Genomic DNA, 14022 nt, shown 5'->3' with positions numbered 1-14022 from the left:
CCATGTGGGATTTCCTGCTGCACCTGTCGTTTTGGGATTGGCTGGCCTTGGGCACGGTGCTGTTGATTCTTGAGGTCTTCGGCGCCGGTGGTTACCTGCTATGGATGGGTATCGCAGCGGCAGCCGTGGGCGTGATCAAGTTTCTGGTTCCGCCCCTCGCGCTGGAATGGCAACTGCTGTTGTTTGCCGTGCTGTCGATATTGACGGCGGTGTACTGGTGGAAACGCCAGCGCAGTAGCGCCAAGGTCAGTGACCAACCGGGGCTGAATGAACGCGGCTCAGAGTTGATCGGCCGCACATTCGTGGTGCACCAGGCGATTGTGGATGGACGAGGTAAGGTGAAGGTCGGCGATGGTGTGTGGATGGTCAGCGGCCCCGACTGCCCGGTAGGCGCTCAAGTACGCGTGATTGCCCAGGAAGGCGTGGTGTTGAAGGTTGAAACTGTTTAGTCAATGACGGAACTCGATTGGGCTAACCACGATCCAAACGTACAGATCACCCACCCGGAGTCACCCATCATGCGTCTCAAATATGCTGTCGCAACCCTCGCTGTGCTTTCCCTTCCTGTCGGTTCAGCCATGGCCGACAGTTTCTGGCGCAATGTCATCTCCTCCGGTGCCACCACCGGCTCGACCTACCTGACATTCAAAGACCACAAACTGGTGGTCGCCGCTCAAGATGACGCCGGCAGCTTCGTAGCCAGCGACGGTGGTATCCGTGGCCCTTACCTGGAGGCCGCAATGCAGAAAGTCCGCGCCGACAACCCAGGCTTGCAAGCCACGGACATGGAGTTGGCCAACGCCATCCTCGCGAAAAACGCTGTCACCGAGTGATAGCTTCTCGCTGAAAAATGCCGCTTTTGAAGCGGCATTTTTTTGCCCGTAAGGTGACGATTCATTCACAGGCGACAGGCTATATTCAGTCGAACCGTGCAACCATGCCGGTGCGCACACGCCTCACCACCATCGCCAATCAGAACGGATGCCGTCATCGTCATGAGCCAACAGCCTTTCCTGCCGTTTTCCAAACCCACCATCGATGAAGCCACCATTTCGGCGGTAGGCGACGTATTGCGCTCCGGCTGGATCACCAGTGGGCCGAAGGTGCAGGCGTTCGAGGCGCAACTGTCGGAATATTTTGGCGGCCGTCCGGTGCGCACGTTCAACTCCGGCACCTGCACCATGGAGATTGCCTTGCGCATCGCGGGCATCGGGCCGGGCGATGAAGTCATCACTACACCGATCTCTTGGGTAGCCACCGCCAACGTCATTCTGGAAGTCGGCGCCACACCGGTATTCGCCGATATCGACCCTGTTACCCGTAATATCGACCTGGCCCAAGTGGAAGCCGCGATCACACCACGCACCAAGGCAATCATTCCTGTCTATCTGGCCGGTTTGCCGCTGGACATGCCGATGCTTTATGCACTGGCCAATAAGTACAACTTGCGTATCGTCGAAGATGCCGCCCAGGCGCTGGGCTCCAGCTGGGACGGCGAGCGCATCGGCGCCACTGGGGATTTCGTGTCGTTCAGTTTCCAGGCAAACAAGAACATTACCTGCTCCGAGGGCGGCTGCCTGGTGCTGAACAATGCCGATGAGGCGCGGCTGGCCGAAAAGTACCGCCTGCAGGGCGTGACCCGTACCGGCTTCGACGGTCTGGATGTGGATGTACTAGGCGGCAAGTTCAATATGACCGACATCGCTGCCGCCATTGGGTTGGGACAATTCGCTCATATCGAGCAGATCACTGCCCATCGCCAGAATCTTGCGCGTCACTACTTCAACTGTTTTGGCAGTGACTTCGAAGAAAAGTACGGGGCGCAACTGCCGCCGGCCGACTTCGAAAACAGCAACTGGCACCTGTTCCAACTCGTGCTGCCGGAACGCCAGGACGGTTTGCCCGCCCGCGCCACATTTATGGAGCGGATGCAGGCCCACGGTGTTGGCATTGGCTATCACTACCCGCCGATCCACCTGCTGAGCCTGTATCGGGCGCAGGGGTTCAAGGAAGGCATGTTCCCGGTGGCGGAAAAGGTCGGGCGTTTGATCGTGTCGTTGCCGATGTTCACGGCGATGACGGAGGCGGATGTGGAGCGCTCGGTGGCGGCGGTAAAGGCCGTCTTGACGGCGAGCTGAACACTCACGGCTCAATGTGGGAAGGAATTGTCGCCCTCCCACATGAGACGTGCGTTATTCGCCGATGGAAGCTTTGTAGCCGGCGGCATCCAGCAGTTGGTCCAACTCAGCCGGATTGCTTGGCTTGAGCTTGAAGATCCATGCCGCGTACGGGTCGGAGTTCAGCAGTTCAGGGCTACCGCTCAATTCCTCATTGACGGCAGTCACTTCACCTGCGATCGGGGCGTAGATATCCGAAGCCGCTTTCACCGACTCAACCACCCCAGCCTGGCCACCGGCCGCGAACGTGGCGCCCACCTCAGCCAACTCAACAAACACCACATCCCCCAACGCTTCCTGGGCGTGATCGGAAATACCGACGGTCACCGTGCCGTCAGCTTCCAAACGGGCCCATTCATGACTCTCGGCAAAACGCAGGTCGGCTGGGATATTGCTCATTGTCTGTGTCCTCAAGAAGAAATGTCAGCGGCCATTGGCCCGCCGGAATAGTTAGATCAAGGTTTTGCCATGACGTACAAAGGTCGGTTTGACCACTCGAACCGGGTACCACTTGCCGCGGATTTCCACTTCGGCCCGGTCGGCGGTTGCCTTCGGTACACGCGCCAGGGCAATGGATTTGCTCAGCGTAGGAGAGAAACTACCACTGGTGATCTCCCCTTCGCCAACATTGGCGATACGAACCACCTGATGAGCGCGTAAAACCCCACGTTCTTCCAGCACCAGCCCCACCAATTTGAACTGCACACCCGCCGCCTCCTCTGCTTCCAGCGCAGCGCGACCGATGAAATTGCGCTCGGCCGGCTCCCAGGCGATGCTCCAAGCCATATTGGCTGCCAGGGGCGAGACGTCTTGGTGGATGTCCTGGCCATAGAGGTTCATACCGGCCTCAAGGCGCAACGTGTCACGAGCGCCCAGGCCGATGGGCGAGATGCCGGCGCCAACAAGGTCGTTGAAGAAACCCGGCGCCTGATCGGCAGGCAGCACAATTTCCAGGCCGTCTTCGCCGGTGTAACCCGTGCGGGCGATAAACCAATCGCCATCGGCCTGGCCTTCGAAAGGCTTGAGTTGATGAATCAAGGCGCCACGCGACTGAGTGACCAGCTCGGCAATTTTATGCCGGGCTTGGGGGCCTTGAATGGCCAGCATCGCCAGTTCCGGCCGTTCACGCAGTTGCGCTTGGTACTCGCCCAGTTGCGCCTGCATCCAGGCCATGTCCTGGTCACGGGTGGCGGCGTTGACCACCAGCCGGTAACCGGTTTCGGTGCGGTACACGATCATGTCGTCCACCACACCGCCCCGCTCGTTGAGCATGGCGCTGTACAACGCATGGCCGCAGCCATGCAAACGACCGACATCATTGGCCAGCAGGTGCTGGAGCCATTCCTTGGCCTGGGGGCCTGTGACATCGATCACGGTCATATGAGATACATCGAACACCCCGCAGTCGCGTCGCACCTGATGGTGCTCTTCAACTTGCGAGCCGTAGTGCAAAGGCATATCCCAACCGCCAAAATCGACCATTTTCGCGCCGAGGGCGAGATGCAGGTCATACAGAGGCGTACGCTGTCCCATGGGTTTCTCCTTCCGGGCTTGGCGAAGGTGCGCAGCGTTACCAAGCGTGCTGGAGGCCTTGAACGACAAGGTCTGCATGACGCTCAGCGCGCCGATCCGAAGGATGGACCGCACCGAATGCCGCGCATTGTAGCCGCAAGCCGTAGGACTGGCACCTAACCGATTTGCCGAGCTGAACGACGGATCAGCCCGATGACCGGCAGCAGCCCCACCAACACCAGCGTCAATGCCGGCAGAGAGGCCCGCGCCCACTCGCCCTCACTGGTCATTTCAAACACGCGTACCGCCAGCGTGTCCCAGCCGAACGGGCGCATCAGCAGGGTCGCGGGCATTTCCTTGAGCACATCGACAAACACCAACAACGCCGCGCTCAAGGCGCCGGGAAGCAACAGCGGCAGATACACTTTGCAAAACAGTCGCGGACCACTCACACCCAGGCTGCGCGCAGCCTCCGGCAACGACGGACGGATTCGCGCCAGGCTGTTTTCCAGTGGCCCGAACGCAACCGCCAGGAAGCGCACCAGATACGCAAGCACCAACGCGGCGAGGCTACCGAGCAGCAACGGTCTGCCCCCACCGCCCAGCCAGCCAGACAGCGGCACCACCAGTTCGCGGTCCAGATAGCTGAAGGCCAACATGATCGACACCGCCAGCACCGACCCCGGCAAGGCATAGCCCACATTGGCCAGGCTGATCCCGGAACGAATCGCCCGAGTCGGCGACAGACGATTGGCGAAGGCCAGCACCAAGGCCACGCTCACAGTAATCAGAGCCGCGATACCGCCAAGATACAGGGTGTGGACGATCAAGCCGGCGTAGCGCTCATCCAGGTCGAAGCGACCGCGTTGCCAGAACCAAGCCACCAGCTGCAGCAGCGGAATCACAAAGGCGCACGCAAATACCAGCCCGCACCAGGTACTCGCCGCCGCCGCTTTGAACCCTCGCAGGTGATACAGCGCCTTGCTCCGCGGCCGTTCATTGCTGGGGCGGCTGGCGCCTCGCGCGCGGCGCTCGCCGTAGAGCACCAGCATGACCAACAGCAGCAGCAAGCTAGCCAGCTGGGCTGCGCTGGACAGGCTGAAAAATCCGTACCACGTCTTGTAGATGGCGGTGGTGAACGTATCGAAGTTGAACACCGACACGGCGCCAAAATCCGCCAGGGTCTCCATCAGGGCCAGGGCCACACCCGCCCCGATTGCCGGTCGCGCCATGGGCAGCGCCACACGCCAGAACGCCTGCCAGGGCGATTGCCCCAGCACCCGCGCGGCTTCCATCAAGCCCTTGCCCTGGGCCAGGAACGCGGTGCGTGCCAATAGGTAGACATAGGGATAGAACACCAGCACCAACACGATGATCACGCCACTGGTGGAACGCACCCGGGGCAGGCGCAGGCCCGTACCGAACCACTCACGCAGCAGCGTCTGCACCGGACCCGAAAAGTCCAGCAAGCCGACAAAGACAAAAGCCAGCACATAAGCCGGAATGGCGAAAGGCAACATCAATGCCCAGTCGAGCCAGCGCCGTCCGGGAAATTCGCAGAGACTGGTCAGCCAGGCCAGGCTAACCCCCAGCAGCGTCACGCCTACGCCCACACCCAGCACCAACGTGAGGGTATTGCCCAGCAGGCGTGGCATCTGGGTATCCCAGAGGTGAGACCAGATTTGCGCGTCGATGCTTTGCCAGGACAACACCAGCACGCTCAGCGGCAGCAGCACCAGGGCGGCGACGCTAAAGACCGGCAGGTACCAGCGGCGTTGGGCGGGGTGGGCCAAAGGGGGGCTCTCGGTAATGAATATCTTGAAATCACCGCAACCCAATGTGGGAGGGGGCTTGCCCCCGATGGCGGAGTGTCAGTCTACTGATCAGTGACTGATCCACCACCATCGGGGGCAAGCCCCCTCCCACAGTTAGATCTGCGGCGTCCTACAAATTCTACTTAGTTCCAGCCGGCGCGATCCATCAACCGAATGGCTTCTGCCTGACGTTTACCTGCGACTTCCACCGGCAGGGTATCCGCAACGAACTTACCCCAGGTCGCCACTTCGGCCGACGGCGGCACTGCCGGGTTGGCCGGGAACTCCTGGTTCACGTCGGCGAAGATCTTCTGTGCTTCAGGAGTGGTCATCCATTCCACCAGAGCCTTGGCGGCGTCCGGATGTGGCGCGTATTTGGTCAGGCCGATGCCAGACAGGTTCACATGCACGCCTCGGTCGCCCTGGTTGGGCCAGAACAGTTTTACCGGCAGGTCAGGCTTCTGTTTGTGCAGACGGCCGTAGTAGTAGGTGTTGACGATGCCTACATCGCACTGGCCCGCATTGATGGCCTCCAACACGGCGATGTCATCGGAGAACACGTCGGTAGACAGGTTATTGACCCAGCCCTTGATGATTTCTTCGGTCTTGGCCGCGCCGTGGGTTTCGATCAGGGTCGCGGTCAGGGACTGGTTGTAGACCTTTTTCGCCGTGCGCAGGCACAGGCGACCCTCCCACTGCTTGTCTGCCAGGGCTTCGTAGGTGGTCAGATCGCTGGGTTTAACCCGGTCGGTGGAATACGCGATGGTCCGCGCGCGCAGGCTCAAGCCGGTCCAGGCATGAGCCGATGAGCGGTATTGAAGGGGAATGTTCTTGTCGATCACCGGGGAGGTGAACGGTTGCAGGATGCCCATTTGCTCGGCTTGCCAGAGGTTGCCGGCGTCGACGGTGAGCAACAGATCGGCGGTGGCGTTTTCCCCCTCGGCCTTGATGCGCTGCATCAGCGGGGCTTCCTTATCGGTAATGAACTTCACCTTCACGCCGGTCTTTTGGGTATAGGCGTCGAACACCGGCTTGATCAGTTCGTCGATGCGCGAGGAGTAGACCACCACCTCATCAGCGGCCTGCGCGGCGCAGGTGCCGACGAGCGTAAGTGCCAGGGCAGTCAGGAGGCGCTTGGGTACCAGCATGGGGGCGGTCTCTCATTTGCAAATAGAGGGCAAATGATAAGGACTCACATTTGGTACCTCAATCAATCGCTCGGCGGAGGCGTTACCAGATGTTGCACGACCCGTTCAGGGCCTGGCCAACTCCGGCAAGTCCCCGCTCAAGCCCAGGGCCTGACGCACGAACAGCGCTTTGGCTTCCGGCATTTGGTCGACCATTTTCAAGCCCGCATTGCGCAACCAGCGCAGCGGCAGTTGGTCGGCCTGGAACAACCGCTCGAATCCCTCCATCGAGGCCATCAGCGCCAGGTTATGCGGCATGCGGCGCCGCTCGTAGCGGCTCAGCACTTTCACATCCGCCAGGCGCTCACCGCGCTCAGTGGCCGCCAGCAGCACTTCGGCCAGCACCGCCGCGTCGAGAAACCCCAGGTTCACGCCCTGCCCCGCCAGCGGATGGATGACGTGGGCGGCATCGCCGATCAGCGCCAGGCCTTCAGCCACGTAGCGTTTGGCATGGCGCTGGCGCAATGGCACGCACACCCGCGGGTCGGCGCTCACCACGCTGCCCAGGCGGCCTTCGAAGGCGCGCTCCAGTTCACGGCAGAAGCTGTCTTCATCCAATGCCATCAAGCGTTCGGCTTCAGTCGGCGTGGTCGACCAGACAATCGAGCACCAATCCTGCTGGCCGTCACGCTCCAGCGGCAAAAACGCCAGGGGGCCGGTATCGGTAAAGCGCTGCCAGGCCGTGCGCTGGTGCGGCTGACTGCTGCGCACGCTGGTGACGATGGCGTGATGCAGGTAATCCCACTCACGGGTCGCGGTGCCGGTGAGGCGGCGCACGGCGGAGTTTGCTCCGTCGGCAGCCACCACCAGCGGCGCCCGCAGCGTGCGGCCATCGGCCAGGGTCAGCAGCCATTCATCGCCGGAGCGCCGCATCTGCTCAAGTCGCGCATTGGCCAAAAGCCCGAGGTCGCAGTCGTGCAGGCGGTCGAGCAAAGCGTCCTGAACCACACGGTTCTCGACGATATGCCCGAGCACCTCGGCGTGCACGCTGGCTGCCGAAAAGTGGATCTGCCCCGTGCCGCTGCCGTCCCACACCTGCATCTGGCCATAGGGGCTGGCGCGGCGCGAGGCGATGCCGTCCCAGGCGCCCAGTCGTTCGAGGATGCGCTGGCTGGCGGCCGACAACGCGCTCACACGGGGTTCGAACGCCGCGTCGCGGTCGAACGGCTTGACACTCAGCGGGCTGCCATCGAGCAGCAGCACCTGTAGGCCGCTGCCTTGCAACGCCAGCGCCAGAGCGCTTCCGACCATTCCGGCCCCTACAATCAGCACATCTGCGCGCATGTCCATGCTTTAGGCCTGTCTCGCTGGCGGCTTGCGCCGCACGTAAAGGGTTTTGTCGACTCGCGCCACCAGGGTGCCGGAGCCGTCATGAATCTGGACCTTGAGGTGGGGCAAGTATTTCTCGCCCCCTTCGGTCTGGCGACGCACCTCGTCGAGCAAGGTGTCGTCGATAAAAAACTCGGCATACACCGGGCCTTTACCCGGCGAGATGAAATCGATGCTGGCCGCTTTGTCCCAGACGATGTAATCGCGCCCCAGGTTCTCCATGAGCATCAGCATGTAGAACGGGTCGACCATCGAATACAGGCTGCCGCCGAATTGCGTTCCCACATAATTGCGGTTGTACCACCCCAGGCCCATGCGCACTTTGACGTGCCGAAAGTCGGCACTCATGTGCTGTACGCTGATGCCCGCGCCCAAGTACGGCGGGTACAGGGTCATGACCCAACGCAACAGGCGCGCCTTGCCCAGGCGCTCGATCAGCCATTTACGCATCGGGGCGCGTACCCAGGCCCATGGCCTGACGGGCGAACCAGCGCTTGGCCGGCGGTAGAAGATCCAGGCCCAGCAGGCCCACATTGCGGCCCAGCGCCACCAAGGGTTGCGCGCTGCCGAACAAGCGCGTGACCTGGTCGGAGAAGCCCACGGTAAGCTTCTGGTCCATACGTTGGCGGTCACGATAGGCTTGCAGGGTCGCCAGATCGCCTGGCACGGCCGGCCCAGCCAGCAGCGCTTCGGCTAAAGCATGGGCGTCACGCAGGGACAGGTTGAAACCCTGCCCGGCAATCGGGTGCAGGCTGTGGGCGGCGTTGCCGATGATGGCCAGGTGCGAGCGCACTTGTTCTTCGGCTTCCACCAACGTCAGCGGATACAGATGACGCGCGCCAACCTGCTTGAGCGTGCCGAGGCGATAGCCGAACACGCCCTGCAACTCGCTGAGAAAACTGCGCTCGTCAAGGTCGGCCAGGCGCTGGGCGTCCATGCCGACACGCGTCCACACCAGCGCGCAGCGGTTGTCCGGCAACGGCAGCAAAGCCATCGGACCATCATCGGTGAAGCGCTCGAAGGCTTCGCCGTTATGGGCTTCGCTAGGGGTGATATTGGCGATCAGCGCACTCTGGTTGTAGGGCCGGGTTTTCACGCCGACGCCCAGTTGCTCGCGCAAACCGGAACGGCCGCCATCGGCCAGCACGGCCAAGTCGCACTCCAGCTCGGTTTCATCGTCGAGGGTCAGGCGATAGCCATCGGGCAGCGGCACCATGCGGGTAACTTGCGCGGGGCAGCGCCAGCTCACCACGTCGCTGTCCAGGCCTTGCCACAGGCACTGGCCCAGCCAGGCGTTTTCCACCACATAGCCCAAGGCCGGCACGCCCTCTTCCATGGCGGACAGGCGCGCAGTGGAAAAACGCCCACGGTCCGACACATGAATCTGCTTGATCGGCTCGGCGCGGCGGGCAATGGCCTGCCACAGGCCCAGGCGCTGATAGATCTGCCGAGCGCCAAACGACAGCGCCGAGGAGCGCGCGTCGTAGCTGGGCTGGTAACTGTCGCCGGGGGCGAACGGTTCGATCAGCACGATCTTCCAACCGCGCGCCTTGGCACCGGCCTGCAACGCCAGCGCCAGGCTGGCGCCCACCAAGCCGCCGCCGATAATCGCCAGGTTGACCCGGCTCATCGGGCGGCCGCCATCAATGCTTCGATATCGGCGACGGTCTTGGGCACGCCGCCGGTCAGGATTTCACAGCCTTGCTTGGTCACCACCACGTCGTCCTCGATGCGCACGCCAATGCCACGCCATTTCTTTGCCACGTTCTGGTTGTCCGGCGAAATATAAATCCCCGGTTCCACCGTCAGCGCCATGCCGACTTCCAGCACGCGCCACTCACCGCCCACTTTGTACTCGCCCACATCGTGCACATCCATGCCCAGCCAATGGCCGGCGCGGTGCATATAGAAAGCTTTGTACGCTTCGCTGGCGATCAATTCGTCGACATCGCCTTGCAACAACCCCAGTTTCACCAGCCCGGCGGTGATCACCTGCACGGTGGCCTCATGGGCCTGGTTCCAATGCTTGTTGGGGGCGATCTGGGCAAACGCGGCCTCTTGGGAGGCCAGCACGATTTCATAGATCGCCTTCTGCTCCGGCGAAAACCGGCCATTGACCGGCCAGGTGCGGGTGATATCGCTGGCGTAGCAGTCGATTTCACAACCGGCGTCGATCAACACCAGATCGCCGTCCTTGAGCAGTGCGTCATTTTGCTGGTAGTGCAGGATGCAGCTGTTGCGACCAGCAGCGACGATAGACCCATAGGCCGGCATCTTTGCGCCGCCCTTGCGGAACTCGTAGTCCAGCTCGGCTTCCAGGCTGAACTCGTACAAACCGGCGCGGCTGGCCTGCATCGCTCGCACATGGGCGGCACAGGAAATCCGTGCAGCTTCGCGCATCACCTTCAGTTCCGCCGCCGATTTATACAGGCGCATGTCGTGGAGCAAATGATCCAGGGCAACGAATTCGTTCGGGGGCTGGGCACCCAGGTGGGCCTTGGAGCGGATCACGTTGATCCATTCCATCAAATGCCGGTCGAATTCGGCATTGCTGCCCATGGCTGAGTACACGCGGTCGCGGCCCTCAATGAGGCCCGGCAGGATGTCGTCGATATCGGTAATGGGGAAGGCGTCGTCGGCGCCAAAGTCACGGACCGCGCCTTCAGTGCCGGCGCGCAGGCCGTCCCACAGCTCGCGTTCGGCATTGCGCTCGCGGCAAAACAGCACGTACTCGCCATGTTGACGACCGGGCATCAGCACAATGACTGCTTCTGGTTCCGGGAAACCGCTCAGGTATTGGAAGTCGCTGTCCTGGCGGTAAACATGCTCCACATCGCGATTGCGGATAGCTACGGCGGCGGCTGGCAGGATCGCGATGCTGTTGGGTTCCATCTGCGCCATGAGCGCCTTGCGGCGTCGAGTGTATTCCGCTTTGGGGATATGGATCATGGGCAGATGGGCTTCCTTTCTCAGTGCAGCGACGGCTTGGGCGCGGCAGGTTCAGCGGATTTCTTGGTCTCGGTGAACAGCAGCAGCGGCGCGACGCGCAAGTATTCCATGACTTCCATGTAATCGCTTTCGCCGTCCTCGGACTCTTCCAGGGCGTCTTGCACCTGAGAGATGGCGGCCAGGTCCTGCAAGACTTCCTTGGCGTCGGTGCTCAGCTCCAGGCCGCCGGCGTTCACGCCGAAACCGTGGAGGAAGCCCTGGCACCATTGGCCCAGCGCTGCGGCGCGGTCGGCCAGCGGTGCGTCGTCAGTCGGCAGCAGCAGGACCACGGTGATGTCATCACCGGTCAGTTCGCCCTTGACCATTTCCTGCAGGCCGACCAGCGCATTGCGCACGTTATCTTCGGGCTCTTTTTCCAACAGTTCGGCCACATCGGCCAACCAGTTGTCGGGGTCGAAGCCGACACCGGTGCAACTGCGGCCCAACAGCACGCCGTGCAGTTCGGCCGGGGAGCAAGGGTGGCCGCTGGCGTTCAGCAGAGCGGAGAAAGCGTCGTATGGGGAATTCTTAATGGGCATGATGAGCTAGGCGCCAGGCGGCGCGATGTCTAGAATGAAGCGCTGTATCCTAGCACCGGCAGACGCACCCGACTATCAAGGGCGTCAGATCGTTTATCCTGCAGTTGCCATTCATCAGACAAATCCAGTGGAACCCAATGGAAGACACCGACCTGCAAGCGCTGATGGCCAGACTCGAGCTGCTAATTACTCGGGTCGAGCAACTTAAGAGTCAAAACAGACTCCTATTAGCTCAGGAAAAGACCTGGCGCGAGGAACGCGCTCACCTCATTGAAAAAAACGAAATCGCCCGGCGTAAGGTCGAATCGATGATTTCGCGCCTGAAGGCCCTGGAGCAAGACTCATGAGTTCAAGCAATAGCGTCACCGTGCAGATCCTGGATAAAGAGTATTCGATCATCTGCCCCCAGGAAGAGCGCAACAACCTGGTGAGCGCCGCCCGCTACCTGGATGGCAAGATGCGTGAAATCCGCAGCAGCGGCAAAGTCATCGGCGCCGACCGCATCGCTGTGATGGCTGCGCTGAACATTACCCATGACTTGTTGCACAAGCAGGAACGCCCGGACGTACAGGCCAGCGGCTCGACGCGCGAGCAAGTGCGTGACCTGCTGGAGCGCGTGGATCTGGCGCTCGCCAGCGACTCGGATGCACCCAAGGGCTGATTGCCGCGTCTGTTTAAGGTATACTCGCCCTCACTCCCTGGCGTGTTTGCCAGTCGGCGATGTCCCTGAGCCGATTCGCACTACCCTGGAAGTTGCACGTTGGGCTGGTGTGCATGTCCGCTAGACGGAAAGCCTTAAAGCCTACTGCTTCTTCCACCTTGAACTTTCGGGTTCAAGGGCTAAGTCGACAGCGGCTCTGTCGGGGAGCCTGAATTCCCAAACTCAATGCCAGTCCCAGGACTGGCATTGTTTTATGAGCCGAACAGCCATGACCGAAACTGCGCCGCTTTCCCGTCCGCAACTTCGACGCCTGTTGCGCAAGGCCCGCCGCGCCCTCACGCCGAGCGAGCAACGCCAGGCCGCTCAGGGCCTGTACCGGCAGCTGGCACAGCACCCGCTGTTTCGCCGAGCCAAACATATCTCCCTTTACCTGCCCACCGACGGTGAAATCGATCCGAGCCTGCTGCTGCGTGCTGCGCAGCGCCGGGGCAAAGCCACGTATCTGCCGGTGCTTAGCGCTTGGCCGCGCACGAAGATGGTATTCCAGCGTGTGCGCCCCGGGGAAAAGCTGCTGCCCAATCGCTTTCGCATCCTGGAGCCACGGGTGAATATCCGCCGGCAACGCAAGGTGTGGGCGCTGGACCTGGTGCTGATGCCGCTGGTGGGATTCGACGATGAAGGTGGCCGCCTGGGTATGGGCGGGGGTTTCTATGACCGCAGTCTGGCGTACCTCGCACGCCGCCAGCGCTGGCGCAAGCCGACGTTGCTGGGCCTGGCCCATGAATGTCAGAAAGTCGATCGGTTGGCGCAGGCAAGTTGGGATGTGCCGATGGCTGGCACGGTGACGAATAAGCAATGGTATATCGCAGAAGCGTCGCTGGAATCAGCGACGCCTTGAAGTCGTATTAACGCTTGTACTGTTGTTGCACTGGTGACAATTCAACTGGGGCATCGGTCTTGTTCGACCACAGACTTTGCGCATAGCCGGTGGTCACGACGCCCAGACCAAACAAAATAACCAATATCCATAGTAAATCCGGTTTACGTTGCATCGATTGCCCCCCTTCAGGCACCTCGTACACGATGACAACAACGTTCCAAAGTAGTCCGTTGCAGCTGAGTCAAGCTTAAAATCCCGGCATTTTGCGTTAACGTGAACCAACACGCAAACCTTGACGCCAACCGACTGTCGGTTTGTGCGGCAATTGCCCGACAACTTGCCCAATGCCTGTTTGAGGAGCCTAAAAATGGCCTATTGGCTGATGAAATCCGAGCCCGACGAACTGTCCGTCAAGGGCCTGGAAAAACTCGGAAAAGCCCGCTGGGATGGCGTGCGTAACTACCAGGCACGTAACTTTCTGCGCGCCATGGCGGTGGGTGACGAATTCTTCTTTTACCATTCCAGCTGCCCCGAACCGGGCATTGCCGGCATCGGCAAAATCATCGAGGCGGCCTATCCAGACCCGACCGCACTGGAGCCCGACAGCCATTACTTCGACGCCAAGGCCAGCCCGGAGAAAAACCCGTGGAGCGCGATCACGGTCGCCCATGTCCAGACCTTCCCCAAGGTGCTGGGCCTGGGTTACCTGAAACAGCAGGCGGCACTCGCCGAACTGCCCCTGGTGCAAAAAGGCAGCCGCCTCTCGGTCATGCCGGTGACCGCCGAGCAATGGGCCGCCGTACTGGCTCTGCGCTAGGCGCCAGAACCCTACAGTCACGCTCGCGACGCATGCGCTTGGGCCGCAATCGCGCTAGGCTTGCGCTTCATTTGACCGGTATCAACGCCCACAGCGGCAATACCGTCAAACTAGGACG

17 protein-coding genes and 1 other RNA gene are annotated in these 14022 nt (G+C 61.4%); 8 read left to right on the top strand and 10 right to left on the bottom strand.

Annotated features, from left to right (window positions below; translation table 11 throughout):
- Positions 1–2 precede the first annotated feature (2 nt).
- From QRN41_RS03330 to QRN41_RS03320, 3 genes are all read left to right on the top strand, one after another.
- Positions 3–449, top strand: coding sequence for an NfeD family protein (locus QRN41_RS03330; protein WP_034101373.1), 447 nt, complete (start codon positions 3–5; stop codon positions 447–449).
- Between the two features lie 69 nt (positions 450–518).
- Positions 519–833 (top strand): DUF2388 domain-containing protein, encoded by a 315-nt coding sequence (locus tag QRN41_RS03325; RefSeq protein ID WP_003176799.1) that lies wholly within the window; start codon positions 519–521, stop codon positions 831–833.
- 162 nt (positions 834–995) lie between these two features.
- On the top strand, positions 996–2138 hold the full coding sequence (locus QRN41_RS03320; protein WP_285421149.1) for a DegT/DnrJ/EryC1/StrS family aminotransferase: 1143 nt from the start codon (positions 996–998) through the stop codon (positions 2136–2138).
- A 54-nt stretch (positions 2139–2192) separates the two neighbouring features.
- On the opposite strand, the gene gcvH is transcribed toward QRN41_RS03320, so the two are convergent.
- The 9 genes from gcvH to QRN41_RS03275 all read right to left on the bottom strand — a co-directional run bounded on the left by gcvH (position 2193) and on the right by QRN41_RS03275 (position 11546).
- Positions 2193–2576: a glycine cleavage system protein GcvH gene (gcvH, locus tag QRN41_RS03315; protein ID WP_167417010.1), complete on the bottom strand. Its 384-nt coding sequence runs from the start codon at positions 2574–2576 to the stop codon at positions 2193–2195.
- A 51-nt stretch (positions 2577–2627) separates the two neighbouring features.
- Positions 2628–3710, bottom strand: coding sequence for a glycine cleavage system aminomethyltransferase GcvT (gene gcvT, locus QRN41_RS03310; RefSeq protein ID WP_285421148.1), 1083 nt, complete (start codon positions 3708–3710; stop codon positions 2628–2630).
- 155 nt (positions 3711–3865) lie between these two features.
- Entirely contained in the window at positions 3866–5482 is a 1617-nt protein-coding gene (locus QRN41_RS03305; RefSeq protein ID WP_285421147.1) for an ABC transporter permease, read from the bottom strand.
- A gap of 164 nt (positions 5483–5646) precedes the next feature.
- Positions 5647–6651 carry an extracellular solute-binding protein gene (locus tag QRN41_RS03300; RefSeq protein WP_040266898.1) on the bottom strand — a complete coding sequence of 335 codons (1005 nt, stop codon included), beginning with the start codon at positions 6649–6651 and terminating at the stop codon, positions 5647–5649.
- Positions 6652–6756: 105 nt separating this feature from the next.
- Positions 6757–7974: a 2-octaprenyl-3-methyl-6-methoxy-1,4-benzoquinol hydroxylase gene (locus tag QRN41_RS03295; protein ID WP_167389870.1), complete on the bottom strand. Its 1218-nt coding sequence runs from the start codon at positions 7972–7974 to the stop codon at positions 6757–6759.
- Between the two features lie 9 nt (positions 7975–7983).
- A complete protein-coding gene (locus QRN41_RS03290; protein WP_034101380.1) occupies positions 7984–8469 on the bottom strand; it encodes a DUF4442 domain-containing protein in 486 nt (161 codons plus the stop codon).
- A complete protein-coding gene (ubiH, locus tag QRN41_RS03285; RefSeq protein ID WP_034139737.1) occupies positions 8462–9649 on the bottom strand; it encodes a 2-octaprenyl-6-methoxyphenyl hydroxylase in 1188 nt (395 codons plus the stop codon). The genes QRN41_RS03290 and ubiH overlap by 8 nt, the downstream gene beginning before the upstream one ends.
- Positions 9646–10968 carry a Xaa-Pro aminopeptidase gene (pepP, locus tag QRN41_RS03280; RefSeq protein WP_034115419.1) on the bottom strand — a complete coding sequence of 441 codons (1323 nt, stop codon included), beginning with the start codon at positions 10966–10968 and terminating at the stop codon, positions 9646–9648. Before pepP ends, ubiH begins: the two co-directional genes overlap by 4 nt.
- A 20-nt stretch (positions 10969–10988) precedes the next feature.
- Positions 10989–11546 (bottom strand): YecA/YgfB family protein, encoded by a 558-nt coding sequence (locus QRN41_RS03275; RefSeq protein ID WP_034101383.1) that lies wholly within the window; start codon positions 11544–11546, stop codon positions 10989–10991.
- A gap of 137 nt (positions 11547–11683) precedes the next feature.
- Here QRN41_RS03275 and QRN41_RS03270 point away from each other — a divergent pair, with 137 nt between their 5' ends.
- From QRN41_RS03270 to QRN41_RS03255, 4 genes are all read left to right on the top strand, one after another.
- A complete protein-coding gene (locus QRN41_RS03270) occupies positions 11684–11893 on the top strand; it encodes a TIGR02449 family protein (RefSeq protein ID WP_034101384.1) in 210 nt (69 codons plus the stop codon).
- Positions 11890–12207: a cell division protein ZapA gene (locus QRN41_RS03265; RefSeq protein ID WP_034101385.1), complete on the top strand. Its 318-nt coding sequence runs from the start codon at positions 11890–11892 to the stop codon at positions 12205–12207. The genes QRN41_RS03270 and QRN41_RS03265 overlap by 4 nt, the downstream gene beginning before the upstream one ends.
- A gap of 31 nt (positions 12208–12238) precedes the next feature.
- Positions 12239–12417: non-coding RNA, 6S RNA (ssrS, locus tag QRN41_RS03260), on the top strand.
- A gap of 58 nt (positions 12418–12475) precedes the next feature.
- Positions 12476–13105, top strand: a complete 630-nt coding sequence (locus tag QRN41_RS03255) for a 5-formyltetrahydrofolate cyclo-ligase (protein WP_034101386.1) — start codon at positions 12476–12478, stop codon at positions 13103–13105.
- A gap of 7 nt (positions 13106–13112) precedes the next feature.
- Here the strand turns inward: QRN41_RS03255 and QRN41_RS03250 are convergent, their stop codons facing one another.
- On the bottom strand, positions 13113–13259 hold the full coding sequence (locus QRN41_RS03250; protein ID WP_094064348.1) for a hypothetical protein: 147 nt from the start codon (positions 13257–13259) through the stop codon (positions 13113–13115).
- A 195-nt stretch (positions 13260–13454) separates the two neighbouring features.
- On the opposite strand from QRN41_RS03250, the gene QRN41_RS03245 reads away from it, so the two are divergent.
- On the top strand, positions 13455–13904 hold the full coding sequence (locus QRN41_RS03245; RefSeq protein WP_167417005.1) for an EVE domain-containing protein: 450 nt from the start codon (positions 13455–13457) through the stop codon (positions 13902–13904).
- The last annotated feature ends 118 nt before the right edge of the window (positions 13905–14022 follow it).

The organism is Pseudomonas sp. efr-133-TYG-23 (assembly GCF_030209215.1).
GTDB classification, from domain to species: domain Bacteria; phylum Pseudomonadota; class Gammaproteobacteria; order Pseudomonadales; family Pseudomonadaceae; genus Aquipseudomonas; species Aquipseudomonas rhodesiae.
The sequence above is the reverse complement of the archived record's forward strand: the minus strand, read 5'-3'. Positions and strand labels throughout refer to the sequence as shown.